Source organism: Alteribacter aurantiacus DSM 18675 (assembly GCF_000429705.1).
GTDB classification, from domain to species: Bacteria; Bacillota; Bacilli; order Bacillales; family Salisediminibacteriaceae; genus Alteribacter; species Alteribacter aurantiacus.
Genome location: NZ_KE386941.1, coordinates 2,242,142 through 2,267,288 on the forward strand (window position 1 = coordinate 2,242,142; position 25,147 = coordinate 2,267,288).

Below are 25,147 nucleotides of genomic sequence, written 5' to 3' on the forward strand. Positions count from 1 at the left end.
TCTCCCCAATTGATGTCGCTTCCACTCCCAACCCTAAAAACGAATGTCCTTAACAAAAGAAGCTCTCTTAAAAGGGGTTTATTCCTTTTAAGACAGCTTCTTATATACAAAGTACCACTTTATTTTCAGAAGAATCTTATGAGTACACAAGACCTGGTTGTCGACTCATTACCCACATTCCCTTCAACCTTCATACTAAAACATGAATCAGGAATTAAACTCATGAATCTCCGATGCTTTGAGCTGATTTTCGGCCCTCCGTTGCTTTCTCAAGAGCCTGATTGAGATCGGCTAAGAGGTCGTCTACGTGCTCAATCCCTACTGATAACCTTATTAGATCAGGAGTTACTCCCGTTGAACCGATTTCTTCGTCTGAGAGCTGTTGATGTGTGGTTGATGCAGGGTGAATAATTAAACTTTTTGCATCTCCAACATTGGCTAAGTGTGACCACAATTTTACGTGGTCAATCAGTTTTCTTCCTTCTGTACGCCCTCCTTTAATTCCAAAATTCACAACGGCTCCGAAACGGTTATTTAACAATGCGGACGCATGTTCATGAGAAGGATGTTCTTTAAGTCCAGGATAGGAAACCCAATCTACTGCAGGATGGTCTTGCAATTTTTTCGCCAGAGTTAACGCATTTTCACAGTGCCTTTCGATTCGTAACGGCAATGTTTCAAGACCTAGTAAAAGAAGAAAGGCGTTAAAGGGGCTTAGGCAAGGTCCAAGATCTCTTAGCAGCTGGACTCTGAACTTTACAATAAAAGCTGCCGGTCCAATATCCTTTGCATAAGTGAGACCGTTGTAACTCTCATCTGGCACATTGAAGGATGGGAATTTGTCCGACTGCCAATCGAATTTCCCACCGTCTACGACTACTCCGCCAATCGATGTACCGTGTCCGCCAATCCATTTCGTAGCGGAGTGGATGACGATATCAGCCCCATGAGAAATCGGTTTAACCACGTAAGGCGTGGCAAATGTGTTGTCAATAATGAGAGGGATTCCGGCCTCATGAGCAACATTAGCTACGCCATTGATATCAAGAACATGAAGACTCGGATTTCCGATTGTTTCTGCAAAAACGGCTTTCGTATTTTCATTGATTGCTGATTTGATGTTTTCTGGATCTGATACGTCTACAAATCTGACCGTAATTCCATACCGAGGAAGGGTTGTAGAGAAAAGGTTATAAGTTCCTCCGTACAAGTTACTAGCTGCAACAATTTCATCCCCTGCCCCTGCAATGTTCAATATAGAAAGAGTAATTGCCGACATCCCGGAAGCTGTTGCCACTGCACCAACCCCTTCTTCCAGAGCTGCAAGACGTTTTTCCAATACATCGACAGTGGGGTTTGTAATCCGGCTATAAATATTCCCTTCCTCTTGTAAAGCAAAGAGTTGCTCAGCGTGATCGGCATTATCAAATACATAAGAAGTCGTCTGATAAATAGGGACGGCTCTTGCTCCAGTTGTTGGATCAGGAGACTGTCCACCATGTAGTGCAATCGTTTCAGGCTTAAAGGTTTCAGCGTTACTCATTTGTTATTCCTCCTTGGTTTTCATGTATTAGAAAAATCAGGTCATTGATTAGATCAGCACACGTGTTTCATGACGGACCCGAGTGTCTTTTTCACCTCTTTTCAGGGCTTCGTAAATGATACTTCCCCACTTTCCATACTCTGTTAAAAAACCGTCATGACCAAATTCCGTATCTACTTCTTCGTATCTCACTTCTCCTCCCGCTCGCTTCCATACTTCGCTTAATCGGCTAATCTCATTTGGTGGATACAAAAGGTCCCCTTTAAATGCCACAAGCGTTACTGACTTTTGATAACGAGAAAGAATGTCTACAAGTTCCATAGGTCGGTTGCGTTCAATATCATGCTGGTCCATCGCCTTTAAGAGATATAAGTAACTATTTGCGTCGAAACGCGTTGTAAATTTGTCTCCTTGATAACGAAGGTAAGACTCAACTTGATAAGCTACCTCAGTGTGGTTACTGCCCCATCGATCTTTTTCTTCTCTGTGAAAGCGTTGGTTAAATAAGTGATCGGAACGGTAGGTAATCATACCAGTCATCCGTGCAAGGGAGAGTCCGTTTACAGGCGGATCGGTAAACGCATATTGACCCCCTTGCCATTTCGGATCGTCTGTTATCGCCTTTCTGGCAATGGTATTAAAAGCAATGCCGTAGTCACTCAGATAAGGGGTAGCTGCAAGAACTATTAATTGTCCTACGTCTTTTGGATAAATGAGTGACCATTCAAGCGCTTGCATACCTCCAAGGGAGCCACCAACCACTGCTTTTAATTTAGTGATACCAAGTTGATCCAAGGCAATTCGCTGTGCATAGACCATGTCTCTTACGCTAACGAAAGGGAAACGAGTCCGGTAAAAGTCCCCCGTTTCCGGGTTTTCTGTCACCGGTCCGGTGGATCCATTACATCCACCAATGACGTTGAATGTAATGACTTCGTGTTCATTAAGGTCAATAAATCCCCCTTCATCAACTAATCCACGCCACCACCCTGGGTCTTCTTTTGTTCCCGCAGTATGCTGATTTCCTGTTAATGCATGACAGATAAGGATCGGGTCTCCCCCTTCAATTCCCGCTCTTTCATAGGCAAGCTTTACTCTCGTCAGTGTAATACCCGATTCGAGAACAAGTTTTGGAATGATGATTTCTCCACATACCGTTCTGGTCGTTCTTGGTTGATCGTCTTGCATGTTGTACCTCCTCTACAATCGTTGAAAAGTAAAAGTCTCTCCGTCAAAGACAGAGAGACTAAGTTGCATCGTCTCTCTTATCTTTCAAGGTATCTTGTCACCTTGTAGGACTTGGCACCTTTTTTTGACCGAAAGTCAAAACGGTTGCTGGGTTTCATCGGGCCACTCCCTCCACCACTCTTGATAAGAGAATCATTCAGTTGTTGTCATTCAGATGCCTTTTAAAGACAAGATAAAACAAAACTCCCCCGACCAATTCATTGATCGAGGGAGGGTTATTCGAAAGAAAACAACAAGAAACCCTGTTGTCATCTAGGTCCTCTCATCTCTCAAAGCAGGTCGCTTTGCAGGAATTAGCACCTTGCACATCCGTGCTGGTTGCCGGGCTTCATCGGGCCAGTCCCTCTGCCTCTCCAGATAAAAGTTTATTCGTTTATGCAGTTAATCTATGTGATTGTTCGAAATTGTATCACCCATTTTTAGATTTGTCAAAACATTTCATCATTTTACACAACATTGTGCGGGGTCAGTGAGCCCATACCCGTCAACTTAAGGATTGAGTTTAGAAAATCAGTTGATGAAAGGTGTAGCCGGAATGTTCTTCGCTTTCCGCGGCGGTGCCGGCGAGGCTAGTAGAATCTCCTGCTTCTTCCTCTGCAAGTAATGCTTCGTAGTAATCTGCGTCGAAGCAACTCGCAGAAAACTCACGATGCAAATGCTCGTCACTGCCGCAGGAGTCTGCGAACATTCCGGATACACCTGATCACATGTTCAAATATATCGTCCCTTATACTTCAGAGCTATTGGTAGGTCAATAACTAAGTTGAGCAATGTATTTTACCAATACATTATAATTAAATATATTTCGTTGTGTAAGTATCATCTTTGGTTAAGAGAGAAAAACAGAAGAAGCCGCCAAGTTTGCTTAACTTGACGGCTATGGGGTCAGACCCCAGGAGGTTAGACCTCTACGCGCTTTTTCCATACTCCGAGCATGAGTGCTGTGACTGCTGTTCCAGCAAGGATAGCAATCAAATAAAGCGGCCAGTTTTCAACTAGAAGCAGGACGAAGATTCCTCCGTGAGGGGCTTGAGTAGCTGTTCCGAATAGCATCGCCAAACCTCCTGCTACTGCGGAGCCTGTAATGATCGACGGGATCACTCTACCAGGATCGGCTGCCGCAAACGGGATTGCTCCTTCGGTAATAAATGAAGCTCCGAGAACATAGTTCGATTTTCCCGCATCTCTTTCTTGCTTTGTAAACTTCGATTTAAAAATGCTTGTGGCTACTGCAATTCCAAGTGGCGGTACCATACCCGCTGCCATAATAGCCGCATGAGGAGCGTAGTTCCCACCTTCAATCATGGCAATCCCAAACGTGAATGCCGCTTTATTGATCGGACCTCCCATATCAACAGCCATCATCGCTCCAAGTAAAATTCCCATCAAAACAATGTTTCCTGTTCCAAGTCCACCAAGCCAATTTTCAATCCCCACTGATAAAGCATTCAGTGGTGTAACAATGTAATACATAATGATTCCCGTAAAGAATACGCCAAACAAAGGTAAAATTAAAATCGTTCGAATGCCATCGAGTGAAGGAGGAATAAAGGCGAATACACGTCTGAACAAGAGTACAAGGTAACCGGCTAAAAACCCGGCAATAATACCGCCCAAGAAACCGGCTTCAAAATTCACTGCCATTAAACCACCGACCATACCTGCTGCAAACCCCGGACGATCAGCAATGCTTCTTGCTATAAAGGCAGCCAACACTGGTACCATTAAGAAGAAACCGTATTCTCCACCAATCATACTCAATAAGTCACCAAATGGATGAGTTTCTTCTGCCCCTGGCTCGTTAAAAATAAACGACAAAGCGATTAATATCCCACCAGCCACAACAAAGGGTAGCATATTGGATACACCATTCATTAAATGACGGTAAAACCCCGGACGCCGATCCTCAGAAGCACTCTCTGATTTTTTCCCACTACCGCCGCCTTGGAAAAGAGGAGCCTTTCCGCTAGTCGCTTTATTGATCAGTTCCTCCGGTTTACGAATGCCATCTTTCACAGGTGCATCGACCAAAGGTTTACCTGCAAATCGCTCTTTTTCAATTTTTGTATCGGCTGCAACAATGACACCAACCGCTCGTTCAATATCTTCCTGTGTGAGTCGATTGCGTACTCCATCAGAACCGTTTGTTTCGACTTTGATGTCGACGCCCATCTCTTTGGCTTTTGCTTTAAGACCGTCAGCAGCCATATACGTGTGAGCGATGCCTGTTGGACAACCCGTAACCGCTACAACATACGTTTTATCTGACACGGTACCGGATTGTTCTTCAGCAGCCTCTGCTCCTAGCTTTTCTGTTTCTTTTTGATCGACGGCTTGTAAAACAGCCTCCTCTGTATCCGCTTCCATTAATGTTTGACGAAAGTCTTCGTCCATAAGTAAGGTAGACAATCTTGAGAGCGTTTGTAAATGTTCATTGTTAGCCCCTTCTGATGCGGCAATCATGAAAAACAAATGGCTCTTTTGCCCGTCTAACGCATCATAGTCCACTCCTTTAACGGAACGACCAAACGCAATAGCCGGTTCTTTGACGGCTTTCGTTTTCGCATGAGGGATCGCTACACCCTCCCCTATGCCTGTGGAGCTTTGATTTTCTCTGTCATGAATGGCCTCTTTAAAAGACTCTAAATCTACTAATCTATCAGCCTTATTCAGTTGTCCTGAAAGTTCATCAATAGCCCCTTTTTTATCTGTAGCTGATAAATTGAGGACAACCGTGTCTTTTTTAAGCAAATCGGTAATTCTCATGTTTTACCCTCCTTAAATAGATTGAACAGCGATCGTTGCCGCTAGTTCATCGATCTTGTTTTTTGTACAAAAGCCTTTTGAAAATGCCGTCGCACTTCCCGCTGCTACACTATATCTAAACGAATCTTTCAAATTTTTCTCATTGGCAAATGCGTAAAGAAATCCTGCTACCATGGAGTCCCCCGCCCCTACTGAATTAACGAGGTTCCCTTCTGGTGCATCCGCCACAAAGGCGTCATGTTCATTCACAAACAGGGCCCCTTTTGATCCTAATGAAATCATTACATTCTCTGCACCGTCTCGTACTGCTTTTCTTCCAAGTAATAACGCATCGTCAAGATCATTAATCGATTGCTTATAAAGATCCATCAACTCAGCTTTGTTTGGCTTAATTAAAAATGGTTTCGCCCCCAATCCCTCACGAAGCGCTTCCCCACTGGAGTCCAGAACGACTTTCACGCCTCTCTTTGACGCTTGCTGCCCGAGCTTTTTGTAAAAATCGATAGAAACGCCCGACGGAACACTGCCGGATAGGACGAGGATGTCTTTTTGAGTTAATCGTGACAATTGATCTTCTAGTTGTGAGAGGTGTATCTCACTAAGAACGGGTCCTTGACCGTTGATTTCTGTTTCCCCGTCAGCTTTGACCTTCACATTGATCCGTGTAAGGCCTTCTGTAAAAATGAAGTCTGATTGAATTCCTTTACGTTCCACCTCTTCTTTTACAAAAGCGCCCGTAAATCCGGCCAAAAATCCCAGTGCCTTTACAGGAACACTGACGTTTGATAGTACCTCTGCTACATTAATTCCCTTACCACCCGACACTATCTTGCTTGAGGTAGCTCGATTGGTTTCTCCAACCTGCAATTGCGGTAACTCAAGTAAGTAGTCCGCTGAAGGGTTTAATGTGACTGTATAGATCATGAACCTGCCACCACCTTAACTGTTGTTTGTTTCTCTAGTTGTTCAATCATGTCATGGTTTGCTTTTTCAGAGGTGATTAGGGCTGCCTCATGTAAATCTGCCACTTTTGAAAAGGTTACATCACCCAATTTTGTGTGGTCAGCTAACACGTACGTTTGTGTAGATCTGTGGATAGCATGTTGCTTAATTAATGCTTCTTCAGGATCCGGTGTAGAAAATCCAACTTCTTCATCAACACCATTGGTTCCAAGGAAGGCGATATCGAATTGATACGACTGAATCGATTGCAAGGCTCCCGCGCCTACGAACGCTCGCGTACCCGTTTTCACATATCCTCCAAGTACGTAGGTTTTCAAATTTGCATCCACAAGGTCCGTAATGATATTCAGTCCGTTCGTAACAACAATAATGTCTTTATCCCTTAGAAAAGGAATCATGGCTTGAGTTGTCGAGCCCGCGTCAATGTAGATCGTGTCTCCATCCCTCACAAGCCTCGCTGCTTCCTTTGCAATACGCTGCTTTTCTTCAGCGTATTTTGTGCTCTTTTCCAAAAGGGAGGGTTCATCTTTCCTCCGAGTAACAAGTGATGCACCACCATGAACCCGCTTGATTTTATTTTGCTGTTCCAAGTCCGTCAAATCTCTTCTAATCGTGGACTCAGAAGCTCCAGTCACATCTACAAGTTCCGAAAGCTTGACGACTTTCACCTCATTCAACCTCGCGAGAATGGCTTGATGCCTTTCAAACGTAAGCACGTTACATCACTTCCTTCGTATATTCTAACCACAGTGTAACTGAAAGTACTTTCAAAATCAATCATTTTCATTCAAAAACAATCACATTTTCATTGTTTTATGTCCAATACGATCAAAACCGATCAATAACTTCCCTTCTCAACCACCACATTTACACAATTGTTCGGGGGTCAGACCCCGTAGCCGTCAAATTAAGGATTAAGTGTAGTAAATCAGTTGAAGAAAGGTGTAGCCGGAATGTTCTTCGCTTTCCGCGGCGGTGCCGGTGAGCCTCCTCCTGCTTCGCACTGCGGGGTCTCTCCTGGCTCCCACGGCCGCAGGAGTCTGCGAACATTCCGGCTACACCTAATCACATGTCCTAGTTCATATCATCCATGATAAATAATAGCTTATCGGTTCGTCTTCCCTTTACAGAGCGCTTTTATTGTCACTTGTATGGCCAACTCATTGCACTTTTAATGGCTAGTATGATTACATTTGAAGCAGTGCGTTATATGAAACAAAGAGATTGAATTTAGTGAGATAAAATGCATGAAAGAATTGCGTGAGAGTACAGGAGGAAAATAAGCTGATATTCTTACAGGTCTGAAAGAGCTGTTTGTTTAATAAAGATCACCATTTAAAGTAGAAAATGGAGTGAAGGGTGGCGACTCCCAGCGACGAGCGTTTACATCACGAGTATGCTACAAGTTGCTTCGACGTAGATGCTTCGGAGCATCTGCTTGTAGAGGAAGAAGCAGGAAGCTCTTCAGCCGAAGACCCCGCAGGGACGAGCGTTTACTTCACGAATAAGCTACGAGTTGCTTCCACGCAGACGCTACAAAGCAATACTAGCAGAGGAAGAAGCACAATTCCGGTGGAGGCTAAGGCGATGCCCGCGGAAAGCGTCCACCTGTAACGGAACATATCTTTGTCAAAAAAAACTTCCGAAAGGAAGCTTATTTGTCATGTGAAAAAATGAGGGTGAATGATCAATAAAATAAAGAACCAAAAGCCGCCAATTTTGCTTAACTTGACGGCTATGGGGTCAGACCCCACCCAGAAATGTTGTTGAAAACGCCTTCTGTTTTTAGAAAATAAACACTTTGATAATGGGGGTTTTAGGGTGTTGGGTTGGGTATGGGGCTGTGTTATACTTCGAATCGTCTTGAAAACGGGAAAAACACGCGTTTGACAATTACTAAAGGAGGTTTTCTCTCTATGGCTCGTCTTTTTGAAGGAGTTCGTATAAAGAACATTGTTATTATCTTGCTTGGTACTTTGCTTTTTGGTTTTGGAATTATTCATTTTAATATGCAGAACGGGCTTGCCCATGGAGGGTTTACCGGGATTACATTACTTATTTATTATCTTTTCACGATCGAACCTTCCCTTACCAATCTCTTACTTAACATTCCGTTGTTTTTGATTGGCTATAAGTTGTTAGGTCGCGTGATGCTTATATACAGCATTATTGGAACGATTGCATTATCTGGATCTCTTCGATTGTTTGAGCTTTATCCAATTACAGAGATACCGCTTCAAAATGACATGATATTGGTTTCCTTATTCGCAGGTGTGTTTGTTGGTGCAGGGCTTGGATTTATCTTCCGTGCCGGTGGAACAACTGGTGGGGCTGACATTCTTGCCAGGCTAGCTAATCAGTACATGGGTATGAGTCTTGGTCGGTTCATGTTTACGTTTGATGCATTCGTTATTACAATCTCGCTCATTCATTTAAATATGACACAGGCAATGTACACGCTTGTAACAGTTTTCATAGCAAGTCGCGTAATCGACTTCATTATTGAAGGTGCAAGTGCCGCCAAGTCCACCATGATCATTTCTTCTAAAACAGAAGAGATCTCTAAAGAAGTGATCAAGCGTATGTCTCGAGGATCCACCGTTCTTACGGGAAAAGGAAGCTTCACACAAGATAACCGCGAAGTGATGTATTGCGTTGTTAACCGAAACGAGCTTATTCAATTAAAAGCAATTATTGAAGAGATCGACCCTTACGCCTTCTTCTCTATCAATGATGTAAAAGAAGTTTCCGGTGAAGGATTTACATTTGATCAATCACAACGACGAATACAATCAGCTAAAAAGGAAAAGGCAGTGTCCGAAGACAACCTTGTTAGTCAATAGCACTCAAATAGAGCCATTTAAAAAGTTCGATTTTCAATACCTTTCTAAAACAGCCCCGGGGTCCAATAGACTCCGGGGCATTGTGTGATAAAATTTATTTTTCGCAACTGATTTTCAAGTGAGTATATTCAGCATATAATCAAAGTAGCAGTTCATCCTTTTGAGAGGGGCGACCCATGATGGTTCGTAGTATTTATTTGTACGCGGTTATGCTTGTAACATTGGTTATGATGATCGGAGGAAGTGTATCAGCCATTATGAATATAAGTGATTATTTTGTACCTACACCTTATTATGAATCTTACTCGAATTTCCTCTCCATGCATCAGCACAACGTAAACGAAGGGTTCTCAGAAGAAATGACAGAAGAAGAACTGAGAAACCGCTATGAATCAGAAAGAAGTGACCACCTCCAAATGCAAAAATCGTATGCTGCAAACGGCTTTTTCAAAAGTTTGGCCTGGGTCTTTATTCCCCTTCCAGTATTTCTAATTTCACTCAATCAATTACGAAAAAATAAACCAGCCTCTTAATTGAGACTGGTTTTTCTTTATCGTTTTAACGACTCTTTACAAGCATCTTAATGGCTTCTTCAATCATTTCTTCCCTCTCAAGACCGGAATCAGCATTCTCACGTAGACAACGCTCCAAGTTCTTTGCAACGATATAAGCCGTTGCACGGTCCATTGCCGTTCTTACCGCAGTCATTTGCGTAATGATGTCTTTACACTCTTTCTCTTGCTCCATCATCCGCAGGATCCCTCTCACTTGCCCTTCCACTCGCTTGAGCCTGTTTTTCATATCATCAGAATACTCCATTTATTACATCACCTCAACATCTTCCTTTTTATGTATTTACATACGCCGAAATAACCAGTATATAGTAATCATAATATATTTATTTCCTTTTTCAAGAAAAACAAATCGTGAAAGACTTATCTAATCGCTGTATTTGTATAGATTGTTGCTTTTTTATTATTTTCTTCATCACTAGAATTGTTGTTGAACCATACGGGCCTTCGCTTTCCTTGGCGGTGCTAGCAAACCGGTAAAACCTGCTTTTTCCTCTGCTAGTACCGCTTAGTAGTTTTTGCGTCGAAGCAACCCTTCTCTTCTTTTTCTACAAGTACTGAATGTAAACAACCTAATAAAGCTTCCCGAACATGGATACAGCACTCGCGACCAAGCCTTTATCTATCATCATATTAATTAGGAATTATTGGTATCCTATATAAATTATGTGAAAATCCTTCACATTCTCAAAAACATACAAGGTCTTGTGTGAAAAAGTAGAAAATACCAAAACCGTATTGTTTATCTTTACACGGGGGTGTACTATTTGCTTAGCAAGTAATCAAATTAAACATTCAGGGGGAAATAAACATGAAAAAGTATCTTAAACTTACATTAGCAAGCGTATTGGCACTTAGCGTACTAGCAGCATGTGGAGATGCAGACGATGCTGACACTGAAGTAGAAGACACTGATGGTGTTGAAGAAACTGAAGTTGACGACGCAGATGATGCTGAAGAAACTGACCTAGAAGACGATGCTGAAGGTGAAGACGAGCTTGACGTTGAAGAAGACGACGCTGAAGGCGAAGACGACCTTGACGCTGAAGAAGACGACACTGACGAGTAATCAATTATAAACAAAAGAACCCGGACATTATTCCGGGTTCTTTTCTTTTTCACCATGATAACGTTTTCGATAATAATCCCGCTCCAATTTATAAAGTTGGCGCCTCACCGCATTCCAGTCTTCGTTTGTTAAAGGCGTTTTGCGAAGCCGCTTTGAAATGGCGTGAATGCTCTCCAGATCGACATCTTCGCCTTGTTCAAACATTTCTCTTAACTCCCTAATTTCTTCCTCCATCTCTTGGATTGTGTCATCCCACGAAAAATAAAGGTGTATGGGTTCAAGTTCCTCTGAAAGAAGATGTTTAATAAAGTACACTTGCTTACGCGGGCCGACCATTGAAATATCTGTAGCATGTAGAGTGATTTCCACTTTCTCTCCTTCTACCTCCACGATCATATACTTCATTCTTTTCGAGATTTTCCTATTAAATATTCTCTCCAAAACATAAGACAATGTCACAAAACACGTCCAGATGAACCGGTTTGGTGACTGAACTTCTACTGAGATGTCATGATCATTTAGGATCGTTTCAATTTCCTCTAGTACATCGTCATACTTTCCTTTTCGAATCATAATGGCAAATTGACTTTGCTCATGCATCTTTAATAAGTTCGGAAGCTTGATAATTGGAATCACAATCACAAGGAGTGTGGAAAGAAGGCCAAGTGTAAATGCATATGGATAACCCATTAACACTTGTTTGACAAACATTTTATCTTCGCTTCTGTTTTCCATTTTAGTCGAAATGTACCCGACTACTAAGGGAAGAAGAATAAAGATAGCAACAGACGTGATTCTTATGATTTGATCATCATCTGGCAAGAAAGGAATAAACAATTCTGCAAGATCAGGAAACAGTACAGACAAAAACACATAAAGCCAATAGAGCGATAACAGCCCCATCAAACTGACTTTCGAGTTGTCTTTTGAAGGGATTCTCCCGAAAAAAGTGAGTGTGGCCATACTGAATACTTTACTAAGGAGCTTTGCCATTCCGGTAATGATAATTCTAAAATACGGCATAACATCACCTTTTCTACATTAATAACTGCATTTAATGGTCCTCTTTTTGTTTGTTTACAAGTGCTCCCTTTCTTCTGAAATAACGAAACACCACGTATCCTATTAGTGCAACACCTAAGATACTGTAAATAATCGTTTGTGCATTTTGAAACCATTCGGCCATTTTCTCTAAATTGCCTAATGAACCTAAGTAAAACATTAAAAAGGAGAGAGGGAAAAATCCAAGAAAAGTAAACACACCAAAGGCTACAGGTCGTATCTTGCTAAAACCCGCAATATAGGCGATATACCCCATCCCTAACACCCTTCCAACGGCAATCATCCACTCCCCGTAATCTTGAATCCATCTTTCTGCAGTTCGTACTTTATTTTTAGATACCTTCTTCCGGATAAAAGGTTCATATTTAATACTTAAATAATAAGGAATATAGCTAAAGGCCACGTAAATAGCAGAGCTCCCTAAAGATAAAAGAAAAAGCTCCGGTAAAGTCGGGTTTAAGATATATCCGTATACGAGGACAAATAATGCTGCCGGAAAAGGAATTGATATTGCCTCAATGACAATCCCTAAAAATAGCCCGATAAACCCGATACTTCGCAACACTTCCAAAATTGTCTCAACCATAAAACCACTCCGTCTCCGCTCTCGACCTGCTCTCATTTAAAATACCCTGTTTTTCCTACTTAAAACAGTAGACCTGTGACCAGTTGGGCGTTTATCACATATAGTAACTATAAAAGAAGGAGGAACGTTTATGACCAAAGCCACAGAGACCGTACGCCTCGGTGTATTAATCTCTCCATCTCAAAGTAAAGTGCTTAAACGAAAGATGAAATTGGATAAACGATACAGCTTTCTGTCCGCCTTGGCTTCAGAAGCATCCGAACTCGACAATATGAACGTGTATTATTTTTCTCCTGAAGACGTTGACATAAAGCTAGGCAGAGTCACACGGGCCTTATTTTGGGATAAGACACTAAAAAAATGGTTTGAATGTTCCGCAGATATTCCTCAGGTTGTCTACGAACGGATTTATGTGAAAAATGACGCCGTGGAAAAAGTTCGCAGTTATTTTAACAAGCAATGCATTCCGTTTATTAACTCGGAAGCAAGCTTCAATAAGCTTCTTTGTCATGAAAAGCTTGCTGTTGACAAGAGTGCTTCACCTTACTTACCACCAACCATTAAAGTGAGAAGGTTAGAAGACATCCACCGCTTTTTGCAGCGTCACAAAGTCGTTTATTTGAAAAAAGTAGTTAGCAGTTTAGGTAAAGGCGTTATTAAAGTAGAGAAAAAAGATGATAAGACCATACAATACAGTTATCATAAAAAGCGATTGCGCTCTGAAACCATACACAACATTCACGAGCTTACTCCAGTCCTGGATCGCTTCTTTTACAATAAAACATACATTGCCCAAAAAGGAATCGCCCTTTTAAAAATCGATAACCAAAGTATCGACTTTCGTGCTGAGGTACAACGAGGAGAAGACGGGCTTATCATTAGCGGAGTGTCTGCTCGGGTGGGGCTTGAGAATTCCCCGATTACCATTCACTCAATCGCTATTCCCTACGAAAAATTCCTGAAAAAGAAGCTTGAGTACACAGATGAAAAAGTGGCAGAAACCGTCAGAAAAGTAGAAACGTTCCTCCGCACGATCTACACCGCTCTTGAAAATGCGTATGGATCATTTGGGGAAATCGGGATTGATTTTGGGATTGATACAAATGGAGACATTTGGTTTATTGAGGCCAATTCGAAGAGTGCCAAAGTATCCTTTGAAAAGTCGTACGGTGAAGATGGTTTAAAAGCAAATGCCTCTCGCCTCCTTGCTTACGCCGCTTCCCTTCATAAAAGTGAGGTACGTTCTTAATTTTATAATAATCAATAAAGCCCGGTCGGAGTTTGTGTGCTCCAACCGGGCTTAAAATCGATTAATGGGTAACCGTCACGACACAATCTTTTGTAGCCGTGATGGATTGACCTTTATGGTTAAACGCGAGTTGATTCCCTTGTACAAGGGTGTACACTGTTTTCGCTTCTTCCATCTCTACCTGCACCACATTGCCCTGATAATAAACATGGAACGTGCACCCTCCCCATTCTTTCGGGAGATTTGGAGCAAAAGACAATCCTGATTCTTTGACTCTTACACCGCCAAATCCGAACACAATCGCAAGCCACGTGCCACCCATATTTGCCATATGAAGACCGTCTTTCGTGTTTCCATGTGTATTATCAAGATCCAGTCTTGCCGTTTTCATAAAGTAGTCGTAAGCTTTGTCCACCTTCCCAAGCTTGGCCGCCATGATGCTGAATACACAATAAGACAAAGAAGAATCATGAGTCGTCACCTTCTCGTAATAGTCATAAGATCGTGCAATCGTTTCTTCATCTGCCGTATCCTCGAGTAAGAAGTGAGCAAGAATTGTGTCCGCTTGCTTACACACTTGGTACCTATATAATGTTAAAGGATGATAGTTCAACAAAAGCGGGTAGTGATCACTCGGCGTGTTCTCAAAATCCCAAACGGCTTTTTGTAAGAAGGTATCGTCTTGAGGGTTGATGCCTCTTTCTTCATCGTAAGGCAAGTACATAGTTCGGGCTGCCTTTTCCCAGCGGGCTGCCTCTTCTTCGGTCACACCGAGCTTTTCAATAAGGCTGTGATCATAGTCTTTTAATCGATCAAATGCTTTTTTGGCCCATTCGAGGTTGTATTGTGCCATTACATTCGTAAAGAAATTGTTATTCACTATACACGTATATTCGTCGGGACCTGTCACATTATCAATCCGAAATTCGCCTTTGTAAAAATGCCCCGTATCTAGCCATAAACGAGCCGTCTCCATCAAAACTTCCGCAGAGTACTCTTTGAAAAACTGTTCATCACCAGTCACAAGGTCGTATTGAATAAAGCTGTACGCGATATCTGCACTGATATGATATTGTGCTGTACCGGCCGGGAAAAAGGCTGAGCATTCCGTTCCCGTTATGGTCCGCCACGGAAAGAGGGCTCCTTCTTTATGACCTACTTCTTTCGCTCTTTCCCTTGCAGAGTCAAGCAGAGAGTAACGGTGAAGAAGAAGTTTTTTCGCCATTTCCGGATGCGTCATCAAAAACATTGGAAGCATATAAATTTCCGTATCCCAAAAATAGTGCCCTTCATATCCTTCACCTGACAACCCTTTTGCTGCAATATTACTGACTTCATCTTGTCCCGCTGATTGAAGGAGGTGAAACAAGTTAAAACGAATTCCTTTTTGTAACTCTTCATCACCTGAAATCGTAATATCGGCTGTACTCCAGAATTGGTTGAGATCATTCTCTTGCCTTTTGAGATGTTCGTAAAAAGGAACATGTCGCTCTTCATTCAAAATCTCGATTGCTTTTTCAACCGTCTGTTCACCGTGACGAAGGGTATCCGTGTAAACAATGGATTTCACAAACGATACAGGCTCATTAATCGTGGCCGTGTAAACCTCTTCAATCCCTTTATTATCAAGTGTGAAATCGTAATCATATTTATCAAAATAAAAAGAAGTCGATGTGGCGCACGCTACTTTTAAACAAGATTCATATGTTTCATTTTCTACAACAAAGCATCCATTTGCCTCTTTGACTCCAGTAACTTTTGATCTTTTTGAGTGACCAGACGCCACTCGCGGGTCATTCGGATCGGAAAAATTGGCTACGTCACCATTTACACGAGAGACCATTTTTATGTCTACAGGTCTGGAAGTTAACGGTTCTACGGTCCATTCAATCGTGTAAAACTCACGAGTGTGAAACGATACCAGCTTTCGGCTCGTGATTTTCACTACGTCACCTTGATTGGACTTCCACTTCATTGAACGCTCCACGAATCCTTTTTTCATATTCAACGTTCTTTTATAATCGGTCAAGTCTCCATGAAATAAAGAAAAGCGCTCTCCATTGACGTGCATCTCGACCGTTTGTGCATCGATGACATTCAATAATTTTTGTTGTTTACCTGGAAATCCGTGAAGCTTCTCGCCATATTCAATGTCAGTGATATCATGGAAAGCATTCAAATACGTCCCTCGTATGGAGGTCATCCCTTCTTGATATCCTTCTTCAAAATTTCCTCTTACTCCGATATATCCATTCCCCAACGAAAACAAGCTTTCATTCGTGAGTAGTTCTTGATTGTTTAAACTCGTGTTTTCAATTGTCCAAGATTCCATCTCGTCCACCTCCACCTTCCCATATGTATCCCCTTACATTATGGAGAAAGATTAGACCGTTGTGAAGAAAAAAATCACTGGATTGTTCAATTGGTTATGAAGTCGCATAATCACCTACAATCCTCCATAGAACTACGGAAAATGTTTACTAAAATACGGAAAAGGTCGTTTAGCGCTTTTGTTATAGGGAAACGGTACTAATAGTGCGAACAATCGTGTACTATTTCCCTTGTCCAAGTATATACTTCCACTAACCTGTTTCACCCGAAAGTGAGGGATTGTAATGTTAATTGAAAAAAACATTCTTATCCGGAATGTGATGCTTGAACAGCTCTTTGATGAGCGGTTCATGAAGAAATATACGGATTTCAAAGACTTTGACACGATGGTGGAAGCAAGTAACATATGTCTCGCCTCAGGAAAAGCACAGAGAGAGATCGAAACCTGCCGCGTGTGGTCACAATTTGTAAAAGAACATACATCGTTTTCCGATTGGCGCGCCATGAGAAAAACCGCAACGGATCAATATCGCTATCCCTCACCATTTCAAAAACGTCAGAATCCTTACTAAAAAGAGGATCCTGCACCACAAGTGCTGGATCCTTTATTCGTGTCTTACTCCAAAGTCAGCTTGATCAGCCTGTCATCCTCCGATGACGGATTTCCTCTTCCGTCTGTATTATTCGTAATCAAATACAGGCTTTCTCCTTGAGCGAAAACATCCCGAATACGTCCTTCCCCCTCAAAGAGTACCTGCAACTCATTCTCTTCATCGTCCAACCAGTAGACACGTTCACCTCTTAGTCCTGCAATGATTAACGTGTCTTGCCAATTAGTGATTCCTGAAGGAGCCCACGTTTCTTCTCCGGAATGAACAATCGGTGTTTCCATTCCGTTAGCTTCTTCATCACCTTTAATAATTGGCCAGCCGTAATTCTTTCCCCCTTTTATAATATTGATCTCATCGTGGGCTACAGGTCCATGTTCAGAGCTATAAAGGGTTTCTCCAATCCACGCAAGACCTTGAGGGTTTCGATGCCCAGATGAATAAACATAAGAATCTTCCCGAGGGTTATCATCCGGAACTTCCCCGTCCGTACTCACTCTTAAGATTTTACCAGCCAAGCTCTCTTCGTCTTGACTAAGCTCCACTACGTTTGCATCCCCCGTCGTTACATACAAGTACCCATCCTCACCAATTGCCATCCGGCCTCCATTATGAATGCCGTCTCCCGGAATGTTGTCTATGATGATGTCAACCTCATTCCATTCCCCATCATCTTTATTCACTTTAACGACACGGTTGAAGATCCCTCCGCCGTCTCCTTCATACGTATAGTAAAGAAATGCATCTTCTGATTCATGAAAGTTTTCTCCTAGTACAAATCCCAGAAGCCCACCTTCACCTTCCGCCCAAATAGGAGAGGAGGTGTTTACTTCCATTCGTTCCACATTGCCATCCGTACTGATTTGAGCAATCGCTCCGCCTCTCTCCGTGATATAAAAAGTTCCATCTAAGTAGCTGATATCCCAAGGTACATCCAGTTCGGTTGCCACTGTTTCAACCTCAATCTCCTTATCCTCCAGAGAAGATTCACTAGAATCCGCCGTTCCTTCATCTGTTTCTGAAACACCGTCCTCCGTCTCTTCAACAGCATCCTCCTCCGTTGCCTCATCTGCACCACAGCCACTGATCAAAACAGCTAGTAAACTCATCGTTATGATTCCCTTTTTCATCTCTCAACCTCCTCTTTTTATCATTCCCCTGACCGGGTATACGAAACAGCCAAGCGGAACATTCGCCTATTTTTACCTTCCTTACTATAATAGAAACATCCCCATTACAAGGAGGCTTTCCATGAACACGCAAATCAAACTCGCGAAACGTCCAAAGGGACTACCCGAGAAAGAAAACTTCGCTTTTGAAGAAGGACCGGTGCCTTCTCCTGAAAGTGGTCAAGTCTTAATTCAAACCATTTATGTTTCTGTCGATCCCTACATGCGAGGAAGAATGGAAGATACAAAGTCGTATGTAGAACCTTTTCAAGTTGGTAAAGTCATCGACGGCGGTGTTGTCGGGAAAGTAGTAGAGTCAAAGAGTGAAGACATAGAAGAAGGAAACTATGTGATTGGTCACCTTGGCTGGCAAGAATATTCAGTAGCAGAAGCCTCTACGGTCCGTGTGATTGACAAAAATCTCGCCCCTCTTTCGTCTTATCTAGGAGTATTGGGCATGCCCGGTTTGACTGCTTATTTCGGGATGACGGACATCGGCCAACCAAAAGAAGGAGAAACGGTCGTCGTATCTGGTGCTGCCGGAGCTGTAGGCATGATCGCTGGTCAAATCGCAAAGATTCACGGAGCTAGAGTAGTCGGTTTAGCCGGTACGGATGATAAAGTTCAATACTTAAAGGACAAAGCTGGTTTTGACGAAGCGATTAACTACAAAACAACTCAAGACCTCCACTCTGCCTTAAAAGAAGCTTGTCCAAATGGCGTTGATGTTTACTTTGACAATGTGGGTGGTCACATTTCGGATGCGGTTTATCCACTCTTAAATGACTTTGCCAGAATTCCTCAATGCGGGGCGATTTCCTCTTATAACAAAGGAGGAGATGACACTGGCCCACGTATTCAAACCTATATGGTCAAATCGAGAGTTCGTCTGCAAGGCTTTATTGTATCAGATTATGCAAAGGAATTTGATCAAGGTGCTAAGCATCTAGGAACGTGGTTGAGTGAAGGGAAGCTAGTATATAAAGAAACAATCAATGAAGGATTCGAAAATATTCCGGACGCTTTCCTCGGTTTGTTCGAAGGAAAAAACATTGGTAAACAACTGATTAAAGTAGCAGAAGAATAAAACAAAACCGCGCTAGGAGGACATTCCTTTAGCGCGGTTTTTAGTTTTAGTCTCCAAAAAATACTAATTTAAAGGTATAGGGTGAAGCTGATATACCCTTTCATCAAACGTATAAACTCAATTTAATCCCTTTTTTATTATAGGATGTAAATGAGTTTCAGGTGCAGTCATCCATTTATCCAATATGAGCTTTCAAAACTTACGCTTCGTTGCTTATTTTTGAGTTTTCAAAGTGCTCCTTCTCTTTTTTCACAGCATAGATATGATGACCGATGGCCATCAACAGTAAAATAGCAGTCAATACAGCAAAATAAGCATTCCAGCCGATTACATAATAGAAACTGTAATTTCTTAAGTTTTCAATATAAATGTTTGCCGGATCCACAAAAGGGCTTACGATAAAGTGATAAATTGCAACCGAACATAAAAATGAAACAATCATTAAAGTGAAAATGTACACCGTGGTTTTGAACTTTGTCATCTGTATTCTTTCAATGATCACAAAGAACAAATAACCGACACTGGCGAAGATAAACAAAAATAAAATAACGAGGGTGATAACCAATGTGGCTTCGTTAATCATATAGAAAGCCTCCTAAAATGTGCTTATATTCAGAAATTTAAACCTACCTTTATTGTACCGTGAATTGCTATACAAAAAAAGTATTTCATCCAATTTTTGTTACTTAATAACTCTTATCGCTTTCGGATAAAGGGTATACGTCACCGGTGTAGGTTCGATGATTTCTCCGTCACATTGAACCGTTAGAGGACGGTCACTCTGCAGGGTCACCTGCGTTCCTTTATGAATCGTAACGCCTTTTTTTCCAATGTGAGATCCTTTCAACACGCGTGGAAGAATGCAAATGGCCGACAGCTTATGTACACCATGAAGAATACACACTTGAAACTGCCCCTCCCGACCATTAGCCCCCGGACAAATGTGGATACCTCCACCATAGTATGGAAGGTTCGCCGTTGCTACTAACCACACTCGATCATAGGTAAACGATTCCCCGTCGATCATAAGAGTGACAGTGGTAGATTGATAGCTAAATAAAACACGGATCACACTCACCAAGTAGGAAAGACTCCCCATGTTCAATTGATTGAACCATTTTTTATAGAATGCTGCATTCGTCACCCGGGCCACTTCCCCATCGAATCCCGCTCCACCGGCTGTAACAAACCAGCGACTTCCCGTATAACCCACATCAAGCTCTTCGACTCTTCCTCTCACAATCGTTTGCCATGCCTTTTTCGTATCCTTGGGAATGTTCAGCGCTCGAGCAAAATCATTCCCCGATCCTGCTGGTAGGATTCCAAGCACTACCTTTTTATCTATGGTCGCATTTAATACTTCATGTACGGTTCCATCGCCGCCGATAATCACTACAATGTCTTGCTCCTTAAAAGAAAGAGAAGATACCAACTGCTTAAAATGACCCGGGTATTCTGACCACAGGACTTTATAAGGAACCTCTTCTTCTATTACAGCTTGTTTCATGTCTTGCCAGATCCGTTCCCCTCGACCATTTCCCGCATTTGGATTGACTAAAAAGTAGATCATCTGTTTCTCTCCCTCACGATGGCTAAAATGACATGCTAGCTTCAATTTCAGCTTGGTATGTTTTATCAATCCCTAGAGGACCATTGGTTGCTCGGTGCAAAGCTACTCTTTTTTACTGGTCAAAAACCAACCAAAAATACCACCAACCCCAATCCCAAAAATGAGTATTGAAGCTACATTGTCAAAAACGAAAAAGCCAACCACTGTCATCATGATGATAAACAAAGAAATCCAAAACCAATAGACTTTCATCATTTTCACCCACCTTTCTAGTTTCTTGGATTGTATAATCAACCTTTTAAATATACCGGTCTTATGTATTGAAAAGATGACATCCATCATCCGTACAAAAATGTAAAATGTCATCATTCTATTAATCTCCTGTTCGTTCGAATACTCTAACAAGGCGTTCGTATAGGGACAATATTAGACTCCTATAAAGGTATTTTATAACTCGACTTTTTATTTTATTATACAACCCCAAAAGAAAGTGTGGGAGTTGAATTACAAGAAGCCTCCCCTTACAATGAAAAGAAGTCATTGAAAAAGTACGATCTTTAATTTTTCCAATGACCTCCAAAAAAAGGACAGTGAACACAAGTGAAAGAAGGTGAAAGACATGGACAAGTCGGTTACTCACACCTATTATAAAACTCAAAAAATAACGAACAGTATTGAGCAAAAAACGATCGAAGAAAAGCGAATGATAACGATGGATAAAGAGAAAATTACAACGCGCCACAGGGAATTTCTTTTTAAAAATGTTTTTGACGTCTCCTTTCGTTCCCTTCAAGGAGAAGAAGGCCTCCTCTATTTGCACACCAACCAAGGTGTTTATTCGTATATGGTTAAGTCGGATCCCTCTGAATTCATTGCTGCATTTAAGGAATTGGATAAAGAGTAACCCCCACCTCTCTCTTTCCACTTCACCTCCCTTTCCCCCTTTGTCTTTATTTTCAAAAATTTTCAATTTTTGATATGATAAAAGAAAAAGGGGTCCGAACACTCGATGACAAACCAACACCCATTACTTCAGCAACTTAAAGAACAGGTCAGCACGGTACTTGTAGGAAAAGATCGTGTCGTTGAATTGATGACCATTAGTTTAATTAGTGGGGGACATGTCCTCCTAGAAGACGTGCCAGGCACAGGAAAAACGATGCTTGCCAAAACACTGGCAACCCTCATGGATGCCACATTCAACCGTGTTCAGTTTACACCTGATGTACTCCCGAGCGATGTGACCGGTATTCAGTTTTTCAATCCAAAAGAACAAGCCTTTGAGCTAAGGCCTGGACCTGTGATGACGAACATTTTGTTAGCTGATGAAATTAACCGGGCAACCCCAAGAACACAATCAAGTCTTCTTGAAGTGATGGAGGAAACACAGGTGACGATTGATGGTGAAACCCTGCCAATCCCGGAACCTTTTATCGTCATAGCCACACAAAATCCAATCGAATCCCAGCAAGGAACGTTTGCCCTCCCAGAAGCGCAAATGGACAGATTTTTGATGCAGATTCAAGTTGGATACCCAACAAAAACAGAAGAAAAAACGATGCTACAACTCTATAAAGGAAAGAAGCCTCTCGATTCCATATCTCCAGTCGTATCTAAAGATCATATTCTCGAATTAAAAGAAGAAGCAGGAAAGGTTTCCCTTCACGACCCGGTAGAAGACTATCTGTTGGCCATTGTTTCCGGCACAAGAGAGTCTGAAGACGTAGAAGTAGGGGTAAGCCCACGGGGAACGCTTGCCTTTATGAGAGCAGTTCAAGCACGCGCTCTGCTTTTCAACAGATCCTATGTAACACCAGAAGATGTAAAAGCTCTCGCACCTTATGTTTTAGGGCATCGCTTAGTGTTAACGTTAGAGAGTGCCATGACAAAAACGAAAGAAGACGTGATGAAGCGGATATTGGCAAAAGTCGAAGCACCCGTTGAGCAAGGGTATGTGAAATGAACAACCAGTGGACAACCGATTTCAATTTCGCGAAATCGTTCACGGTTCTTTTAGCCACGGTTCCTTTTCTATTTCTACTAGCTGTGATTACAGGAGACATGTTGCTTATAGGTCTGGCCGTCTTTTTTACGTTTTTCGTATACGTTAATAAATGGTATCTCACTTACATAGCATCACACCTTTTTATACCCCATGACGTCCAAGAAGTTCGCATGTATCCCGGCGACCAAGACACACTTTACATTCCTTTTGAAAACAGGGGTAGAATTCCGATCTTTAACGGAAGTTGGGGTTATTACCTGTATGATCACGAAGAGTCTGTTGAAGTTGTGAGTAAAAAGGATCCTTCCTCATACACGCTACCACTTCACGTGCCGTCAGGAAAAAGGCGCTTTTTCAAAACAGAAATAAAGGCAGTGAAAAGAGGAACATCTCAAGTCAGATCCATTGAAGTCGTGCTTTATGATGCGTTTCGACTCAGTTCGGTTCGAATGACATATCAATCCTCTTTTCGAGGAGAAGTCATCGTGTATCCCGAACCTACCGCTACAAATGGCTTAGATCAGCAACTCGAAACGATGAAAGGAAATCATACGAAGCCTCACTCCTTGTATGAAGAAATGACGATGACCAGAGGTTCAAGAGATTATCGTCCTGGGGATCCCTTTAATAGAATCAATTGGAAAACAACAGCCAAATCAGCTGCATTGCAAACAAACATCTATGAAAAGGTCACCTTGGCCAAATGGACTCTGGTTCTCAACATTCGTTCCGGTGATTCGTTGGTTCCTACAATACCTAGTTTGGAAGATGTGTTAAGTGACGTAGCTTACACGATGATACAAGCGACCAGCCAAGGGATTACCTTTGAATTGTTTATAAACATCAAAGTACCTGGGTCTTCTACCGGCTTTCATTTGGAAGACGATACAGGAAAAAAACATTTGATGCAGGGCTTGGAGATACTCGCTCGTTTACGCCATGGCCAATTGACCATAAACGAAGAGCTTATGCTTAAACGACTCTTTCATCACTCGTTCGAAAACCCTGGTGCCATCATTCACTTTGGACATTACGGAGAGAACGACATGCGTTATTATTCCGAAGCATCAAAGACAGGGACGAGTATTACCATAATCGCTCCAAGGCGCGGGGAAAAGGGAGGTGGCCAACGTGAGAAATTGGCAACGTAACCTGCCCATGGGTCTTCGATTGTTTTTGGAGATGATGTTTGTTTACTTGCTGTTGTTCCCCATTTATATGGATACGATAGGCTTCCCTCCATTGCTCCCGTTTTTTATAACGGTAACATTCGGAGCCCTTTTATATGGTGTAACCATTTGGCGGGCAAAAAAGCCATGGCACGCTTCCTATGCGATTCCCATCGTAGTAGGCCTTAGTATGCTAACAGGCTTTCACATTTCGATTGCCCTCTTTCTTGGATTTGTTTTGTTTTGGCGGGTGACGGTACACCTTTCCGAAGACATGGAAGGTAGCGAGATGAAAGTGTTGTTTTTCACCATTTTTACAGGTCTGTTTTACTATGTTTGGTTACAGCAAGCACCTTTACGACACGTCCTCATCCTATTCGTGATGGGTCAATTCTTCGCTACGGTCATTACACTGGCCACAGTGAACACTCTTAACGCTTCAGGTTCCGGTCAAAAGAAGAGACACTTCAAGTATGTTGGCGCTCTATTACTTGGAATCGCATCCTTAGGTTTTGGCGCTGCCCTTTTCACTCCGGTGCTTACGTCTGTGTTCCTGTTCCTTGTAAGAACAATTACCGCAGCCGTAGGATGGATCCTTAGTCCAATCCTGTTTTTATTTGCTTCGATTACACCGACTGATGTGCCTGAAGAGAGCTTGCCTCCAATGGGTGAAGAGTTAGTTCCTGACGATGAAGAGTACATTCCAATTAATGTAGATGAAACCTTTATTGGTTCCATGACCTTTTACTGGATCTTAGCCGCCACCCTTCTTTTACTCGCTTTTCTGTATGTAATGCGTAATCTCAGAACAAAGCAAAGGACTATCGAAAAAGAAGATTACCAGGACACATCGATTACACCCTCCACCTCCGACAATGGATGGACGTGGTTTAAAAACAAAGTGAAACCGAAGCACGAGATTCGACGTTCGTTTTTAAAGTTGGAAATGGCTTTAGGGAAAAAAGGTTATGGAAGGATGTATCCTCAAACAGCAGAAGAGTGGCTTGCCACGATTCCCGTTGACCCTGAGGAAAAAGAACACTTAACCACTACTTACCAGCGGGTCCGCTATGGGAAAGAAGAGATTACTTCTGAAGATAAACGAGCCTTCCATCAAACGGTAGCGTCCATCATTCAGCGTGTGAAAAAGGAAAAGAAAACAGATTGATAAGGCTTCTTACAATTGGTTTTTTAGAATGACCTGAGCAATACCATCGCTCGCCTTAGTCGTAGTCGTTTACATTCTAAATGTTTTCCTCATAAAAAAAGACCTTCCGAACAGATCGTTTGGAAGGTCTTCTTTCATT

General features: G+C 42.1%; 24 protein-coding genes and 2 riboswitches. Of the genes, 10 read left to right on the forward strand and 14 right to left on the reverse strand.

Annotated features, from left to right (window positions below):
- Window positions 1–220: 220 nt before the first annotated feature.
- From G476_RS22135 to G476_RS0114655, 6 genes are all read right to left on the reverse strand, one after another.
- Window positions 221–1,543, reverse strand: a complete 1,323-nt coding sequence (locus G476_RS22135; protein ID WP_035186574.1) for an O-acetylhomoserine aminocarboxypropyltransferase/cysteine synthase family protein — start codon at window positions 1,541–1,543, stop codon at window positions 221–223.
- A 48-nt stretch (window positions 1,544–1,591) separates the two neighbouring features.
- Entirely contained in the window at window positions 1,592–2,731 is a 1,140-nt protein-coding gene (gene metX / locus G476_RS0114635) for a homoserine O-acetyltransferase MetX (protein WP_051314817.1), read from the reverse strand.
- Between the two features lie 74 nt (window positions 2,732–2,805).
- Window positions 2,806–2,921: riboswitch (SAM riboswitch) on the reverse strand.
- 129 nt (window positions 2,922–3,050) lie between these two features.
- Window positions 3,051–3,155: riboswitch (SAM riboswitch) on the reverse strand.
- A 138-nt stretch (window positions 3,156–3,293) separates the two neighbouring features.
- A complete protein-coding gene (locus tag G476_RS0114640) occupies window positions 3,294–3,479 on the reverse strand; it encodes a hypothetical protein (RefSeq protein WP_026690767.1) in 186 nt (61 codons plus the stop codon).
- Between the two features lie 212 nt (window positions 3,480–3,691).
- Window positions 3,692–5,557, reverse strand: a complete 1,866-nt coding sequence (locus tag G476_RS0114645) for a PTS fructose transporter subunit IIABC (RefSeq protein ID WP_026690768.1) — start codon at window positions 5,555–5,557, stop codon at window positions 3,692–3,694.
- Window positions 5,558–5,569: 12 nt separating this feature from the next.
- Complete coding sequence (gene pfkB, locus G476_RS0114650; protein ID WP_026690769.1) at window positions 5,570–6,481, reverse strand: 1-phosphofructokinase; 912 nt, start codon at window positions 6,479–6,481, stop codon at window positions 5,570–5,572.
- The gene (locus G476_RS0114655; RefSeq protein WP_026690770.1) at window positions 6,478–7,236 is read right to left on the reverse strand and encodes a DeoR/GlpR family DNA-binding transcription regulator; all 759 of its coding nucleotides are present in this window, start codon (window positions 7,234–7,236) and stop codon (window positions 6,478–6,480) included. The genes pfkB and G476_RS0114655 overlap by 4 nt, the downstream gene beginning before the upstream one ends.
- Before the next feature lie 1,200 nt (window positions 7,237–8,436).
- Between G476_RS0114655 and G476_RS22140 the strand changes: the two genes are divergently transcribed.
- Both G476_RS22140 and G476_RS0114670 read left to right on the forward strand, forming a co-directional pair.
- On the forward strand, window positions 8,437–9,363 hold the full coding sequence (locus tag G476_RS22140) for a YitT family protein (RefSeq protein ID WP_051314818.1): 927 nt from the start codon (window positions 8,437–8,439) through the stop codon (window positions 9,361–9,363).
- Window positions 9,364–9,539: 176 nt separating this feature from the next.
- Complete coding sequence (locus G476_RS0114670; protein WP_156906574.1) at window positions 9,540–9,896, forward strand: hypothetical protein; 357 nt, start codon at window positions 9,540–9,542, stop codon at window positions 9,894–9,896.
- A gap of 25 nt (window positions 9,897–9,921) precedes the next feature.
- On the opposite strand, the gene G476_RS0114675 is transcribed toward G476_RS0114670, so the two are convergent.
- Window positions 9,922–10,182: a metal-sensitive transcriptional regulator gene (locus tag G476_RS0114675; RefSeq protein ID WP_026690773.1), complete on the reverse strand. Its 261-nt coding sequence runs from the start codon at window positions 10,180–10,182 to the stop codon at window positions 9,922–9,924.
- 564 nt (window positions 10,183–10,746) lie between these two features.
- On the opposite strand from G476_RS0114675, the gene G476_RS0114680 reads away from it, so the two are divergent.
- Window positions 10,747–11,004 carry a hypothetical protein gene (locus G476_RS0114680; RefSeq protein ID WP_026690774.1) on the forward strand — a complete coding sequence of 86 codons (258 nt, stop codon included), beginning with the start codon at window positions 10,747–10,749 and terminating at the stop codon, window positions 11,002–11,004.
- A 27-nt stretch (window positions 11,005–11,031) separates the two neighbouring features.
- Here G476_RS0114680 and G476_RS0114685 read toward each other — a convergent pair whose 3' ends face one another.
- On the reverse strand, window positions 11,032–12,027 hold the full coding sequence (locus G476_RS0114685) for a hypothetical protein (RefSeq protein WP_026690775.1): 996 nt from the start codon (window positions 12,025–12,027) through the stop codon (window positions 11,032–11,034).
- Window positions 12,028–12,058: 31 nt separating this feature from the next.
- Window positions 12,059–12,652, reverse strand: coding sequence for a DedA family protein (locus G476_RS0114690; RefSeq protein WP_026690776.1), 594 nt, complete (start codon window positions 12,650–12,652; stop codon window positions 12,059–12,061).
- A 130-nt stretch (window positions 12,653–12,782) separates the two neighbouring features.
- Here G476_RS0114690 and G476_RS0114695 point away from each other — a divergent pair, with 130 nt between their 5' ends.
- Entirely contained in the window at window positions 12,783–13,901 is a 1,119-nt protein-coding gene (locus tag G476_RS0114695) for a YheC/YheD family endospore coat-associated protein (protein WP_026690777.1), read from the forward strand.
- 61 nt (window positions 13,902–13,962) lie between these two features.
- Here the strand turns inward: G476_RS0114695 and G476_RS0114700 are convergent, their stop codons facing one another.
- Window positions 13,963–16,233 carry a glycoside hydrolase family 65 protein gene (locus tag G476_RS0114700; RefSeq protein ID WP_035186578.1) on the reverse strand — a complete coding sequence of 757 codons (2,271 nt, stop codon included), beginning with the start codon at window positions 16,231–16,233 and terminating at the stop codon, window positions 13,963–13,965.
- Window positions 16,234–16,516: 283 nt separating this feature from the next.
- Here G476_RS0114700 and G476_RS0114705 point away from each other — a divergent pair, with 283 nt between their 5' ends.
- A complete protein-coding gene (locus G476_RS0114705) occupies window positions 16,517–16,804 on the forward strand; it encodes a hypothetical protein (protein ID WP_026690779.1) in 288 nt (95 codons plus the stop codon).
- Between the two features lie 44 nt (window positions 16,805–16,848).
- Here the strand turns inward: G476_RS0114705 and G476_RS0114710 are convergent, their stop codons facing one another.
- Complete coding sequence (locus G476_RS0114710; RefSeq protein ID WP_026690780.1) at window positions 16,849–17,970, reverse strand: PQQ-dependent sugar dehydrogenase; 1,122 nt, start codon at window positions 17,968–17,970, stop codon at window positions 16,849–16,851.
- 121 nt (window positions 17,971–18,091) lie between these two features.
- Between G476_RS0114710 and G476_RS0114715 the strand changes: the two genes are divergently transcribed.
- Window positions 18,092–19,096: an NADP-dependent oxidoreductase gene (locus G476_RS0114715; protein ID WP_035186581.1), complete on the forward strand. Its 1,005-nt coding sequence runs from the start codon at window positions 18,092–18,094 to the stop codon at window positions 19,094–19,096.
- A 199-nt stretch (window positions 19,097–19,295) separates the two neighbouring features.
- Here G476_RS0114715 and G476_RS0114720 read toward each other — a convergent pair whose 3' ends face one another.
- From G476_RS0114720 to G476_RS0114730, 3 genes are all read right to left on the reverse strand, one after another.
- Window positions 19,296–19,679: a hypothetical protein gene (locus G476_RS0114720; protein WP_026690782.1), complete on the reverse strand. Its 384-nt coding sequence runs from the start codon at window positions 19,677–19,679 to the stop codon at window positions 19,296–19,298.
- Window positions 19,680–19,778: 99 nt separating this feature from the next.
- The gene (locus G476_RS0114725) at window positions 19,779–20,666 is read right to left on the reverse strand and encodes a diacylglycerol/lipid kinase family protein (protein WP_026690783.1); all 888 of its coding nucleotides are present in this window, start codon (window positions 20,664–20,666) and stop codon (window positions 19,779–19,781) included.
- Window positions 20,667–20,768: 102 nt separating this feature from the next.
- A complete protein-coding gene (locus G476_RS0114730) occupies window positions 20,769–21,035 on the reverse strand; it encodes a hypothetical protein (RefSeq protein WP_026690784.1) in 267 nt (88 codons plus the stop codon).
- Between the two features lie 250 nt (window positions 21,036–21,285).
- Here G476_RS0114730 and G476_RS0114735 point away from each other — a divergent pair, with 250 nt between their 5' ends.
- From G476_RS0114735 to G476_RS0114750, 4 genes are all read left to right on the forward strand, one after another.
- Window positions 21,286–21,570 carry a hypothetical protein gene (locus G476_RS0114735; protein ID WP_026690785.1) on the forward strand — a complete coding sequence of 95 codons (285 nt, stop codon included), beginning with the start codon at window positions 21,286–21,288 and terminating at the stop codon, window positions 21,568–21,570.
- Between the two features lie 105 nt (window positions 21,571–21,675).
- Window positions 21,676–22,629: an AAA family ATPase gene (locus tag G476_RS0114740; RefSeq protein ID WP_026690786.1), complete on the forward strand. Its 954-nt coding sequence runs from the start codon at window positions 21,676–21,678 to the stop codon at window positions 22,627–22,629.
- Window positions 22,626–23,822, forward strand: coding sequence for a DUF58 domain-containing protein (locus G476_RS0114745; protein WP_026690787.1), 1,197 nt, complete (start codon window positions 22,626–22,628; stop codon window positions 23,820–23,822). Before G476_RS0114740 ends, G476_RS0114745 begins: the two co-directional genes overlap by 4 nt.
- Entirely contained in the window at window positions 23,803–25,008 is a 1,206-nt protein-coding gene (locus tag G476_RS0114750) for a DUF4129 domain-containing protein (RefSeq protein ID WP_026690788.1), read from the forward strand. The genes G476_RS0114745 and G476_RS0114750 overlap by 20 nt, the downstream gene beginning before the upstream one ends.
- Window positions 25,009–25,147 lie beyond the last annotated feature (139 nt).

What these genes read in the sequence shown, in the direction of transcription:
- G476_RS0114640 (WP_026690767.1), bottom strand. Translation starts at nt 3,479, where the DNA reads ATGTTCGCAGACTCCTGCGGCAGTGACGAGCATTTGCATCGTGAGTTT.
- metX (WP_051314817.1), bottom strand. Translation starts at nt 2,731, where the DNA reads ATGCAAGACGATCAACCAAGAACGACCAGAACGGTATGTGGAGAAATC.
- G476_RS0114740 (WP_026690786.1), top strand. Translation starts at nt 21,676, where the DNA reads ATGACAAACCAACACCCATTACTTCAGCAACTTAAAGAACAGGTCAGC.
- G476_RS22135 (WP_035186574.1), bottom strand. Translation starts at nt 1,543, where the DNA reads ATGAGTAACGCTGAAACCTTTAAGCCTGAAACGATTGCACTACATGGT.
- G476_RS0114705 (WP_026690779.1), top strand. Translation starts at nt 16,517, where the DNA reads ATGTTAATTGAAAAAAACATTCTTATCCGGAATGTGATGCTTGAACAG.
- G476_RS0114745 (WP_026690787.1), top strand. Translation starts at nt 22,626, where the DNA reads ATGAACAACCAGTGGACAACCGATTTCAATTTCGCGAAATCGTTCACG.
- G476_RS0114710 (WP_026690780.1), bottom strand. Translation starts at nt 17,970, where the DNA reads ATGAAAAAGGGAATCATAACGATGAGTTTACTAGCTGTTTTGATCAGT.
- G476_RS0114730 (WP_026690784.1), bottom strand. Translation starts at nt 21,035, where the DNA reads ATGATGACATTTTACATTTTTGTACGGATGATGGATGTCATCTTTTCA.
- G476_RS0114735 (WP_026690785.1), top strand. Translation starts at nt 21,286, where the DNA reads ATGGACAAGTCGGTTACTCACACCTATTATAAAACTCAAAAAATAACG.
- G476_RS0114700 (WP_035186578.1), bottom strand. Translation starts at nt 16,233, where the DNA reads ATGGAATCTTGGACAATTGAAAACACGAGTTTAAACAATCAAGAACTA.
- G476_RS22140 (WP_051314818.1), top strand. Translation starts at nt 8,437, where the DNA reads ATGGCTCGTCTTTTTGAAGGAGTTCGTATAAAGAACATTGTTATTATC.
- G476_RS0114675 (WP_026690773.1), bottom strand. Translation starts at nt 10,182, where the DNA reads ATGGAGTATTCTGATGATATGAAAAACAGGCTCAAGCGAGTGGAAGGG.
- G476_RS0114680 (WP_026690774.1), top strand. Translation starts at nt 10,747, where the DNA reads ATGAAAAAGTATCTTAAACTTACATTAGCAAGCGTATTGGCACTTAGC.
- G476_RS0114725 (WP_026690783.1), bottom strand. Translation starts at nt 20,666, where the DNA reads ATGATCTACTTTTTAGTCAATCCAAATGCGGGAAATGGTCGAGGGGAA.
- G476_RS0114685 (WP_026690775.1), bottom strand. Translation starts at nt 12,027, where the DNA reads ATGCCGTATTTTAGAATTATCATTACCGGAATGGCAAAGCTCCTTAGT.
- G476_RS0114645 (WP_026690768.1), bottom strand. Translation starts at nt 5,557, where the DNA reads ATGAGAATTACCGATTTGCTTAAAAAAGACACGGTTGTCCTCAATTTA.
- pfkB (WP_026690769.1), bottom strand. Translation starts at nt 6,481, where the DNA reads ATGATCTATACAGTCACATTAAACCCTTCAGCGGACTACTTACTTGAG.
- G476_RS0114695 (WP_026690777.1), top strand. Translation starts at nt 12,783, where the DNA reads ATGACCAAAGCCACAGAGACCGTACGCCTCGGTGTATTAATCTCTCCA.
- G476_RS0114690 (WP_026690776.1), bottom strand. Translation starts at nt 12,652, where the DNA reads ATGGTTGAGACAATTTTGGAAGTGTTGCGAAGTATCGGGTTTATCGGG.
- G476_RS0114720 (WP_026690782.1), bottom strand. Translation starts at nt 19,679, where the DNA reads ATGATTAACGAAGCCACATTGGTTATCACCCTCGTTATTTTATTTTTG.
- G476_RS0114670 (WP_156906574.1), top strand. Translation starts at nt 9,540, where the DNA reads ATGATGGTTCGTAGTATTTATTTGTACGCGGTTATGCTTGTAACATTG.
- G476_RS0114715 (WP_035186581.1), top strand. Translation starts at nt 18,092, where the DNA reads ATGAACACGCAAATCAAACTCGCGAAACGTCCAAAGGGACTACCCGAG.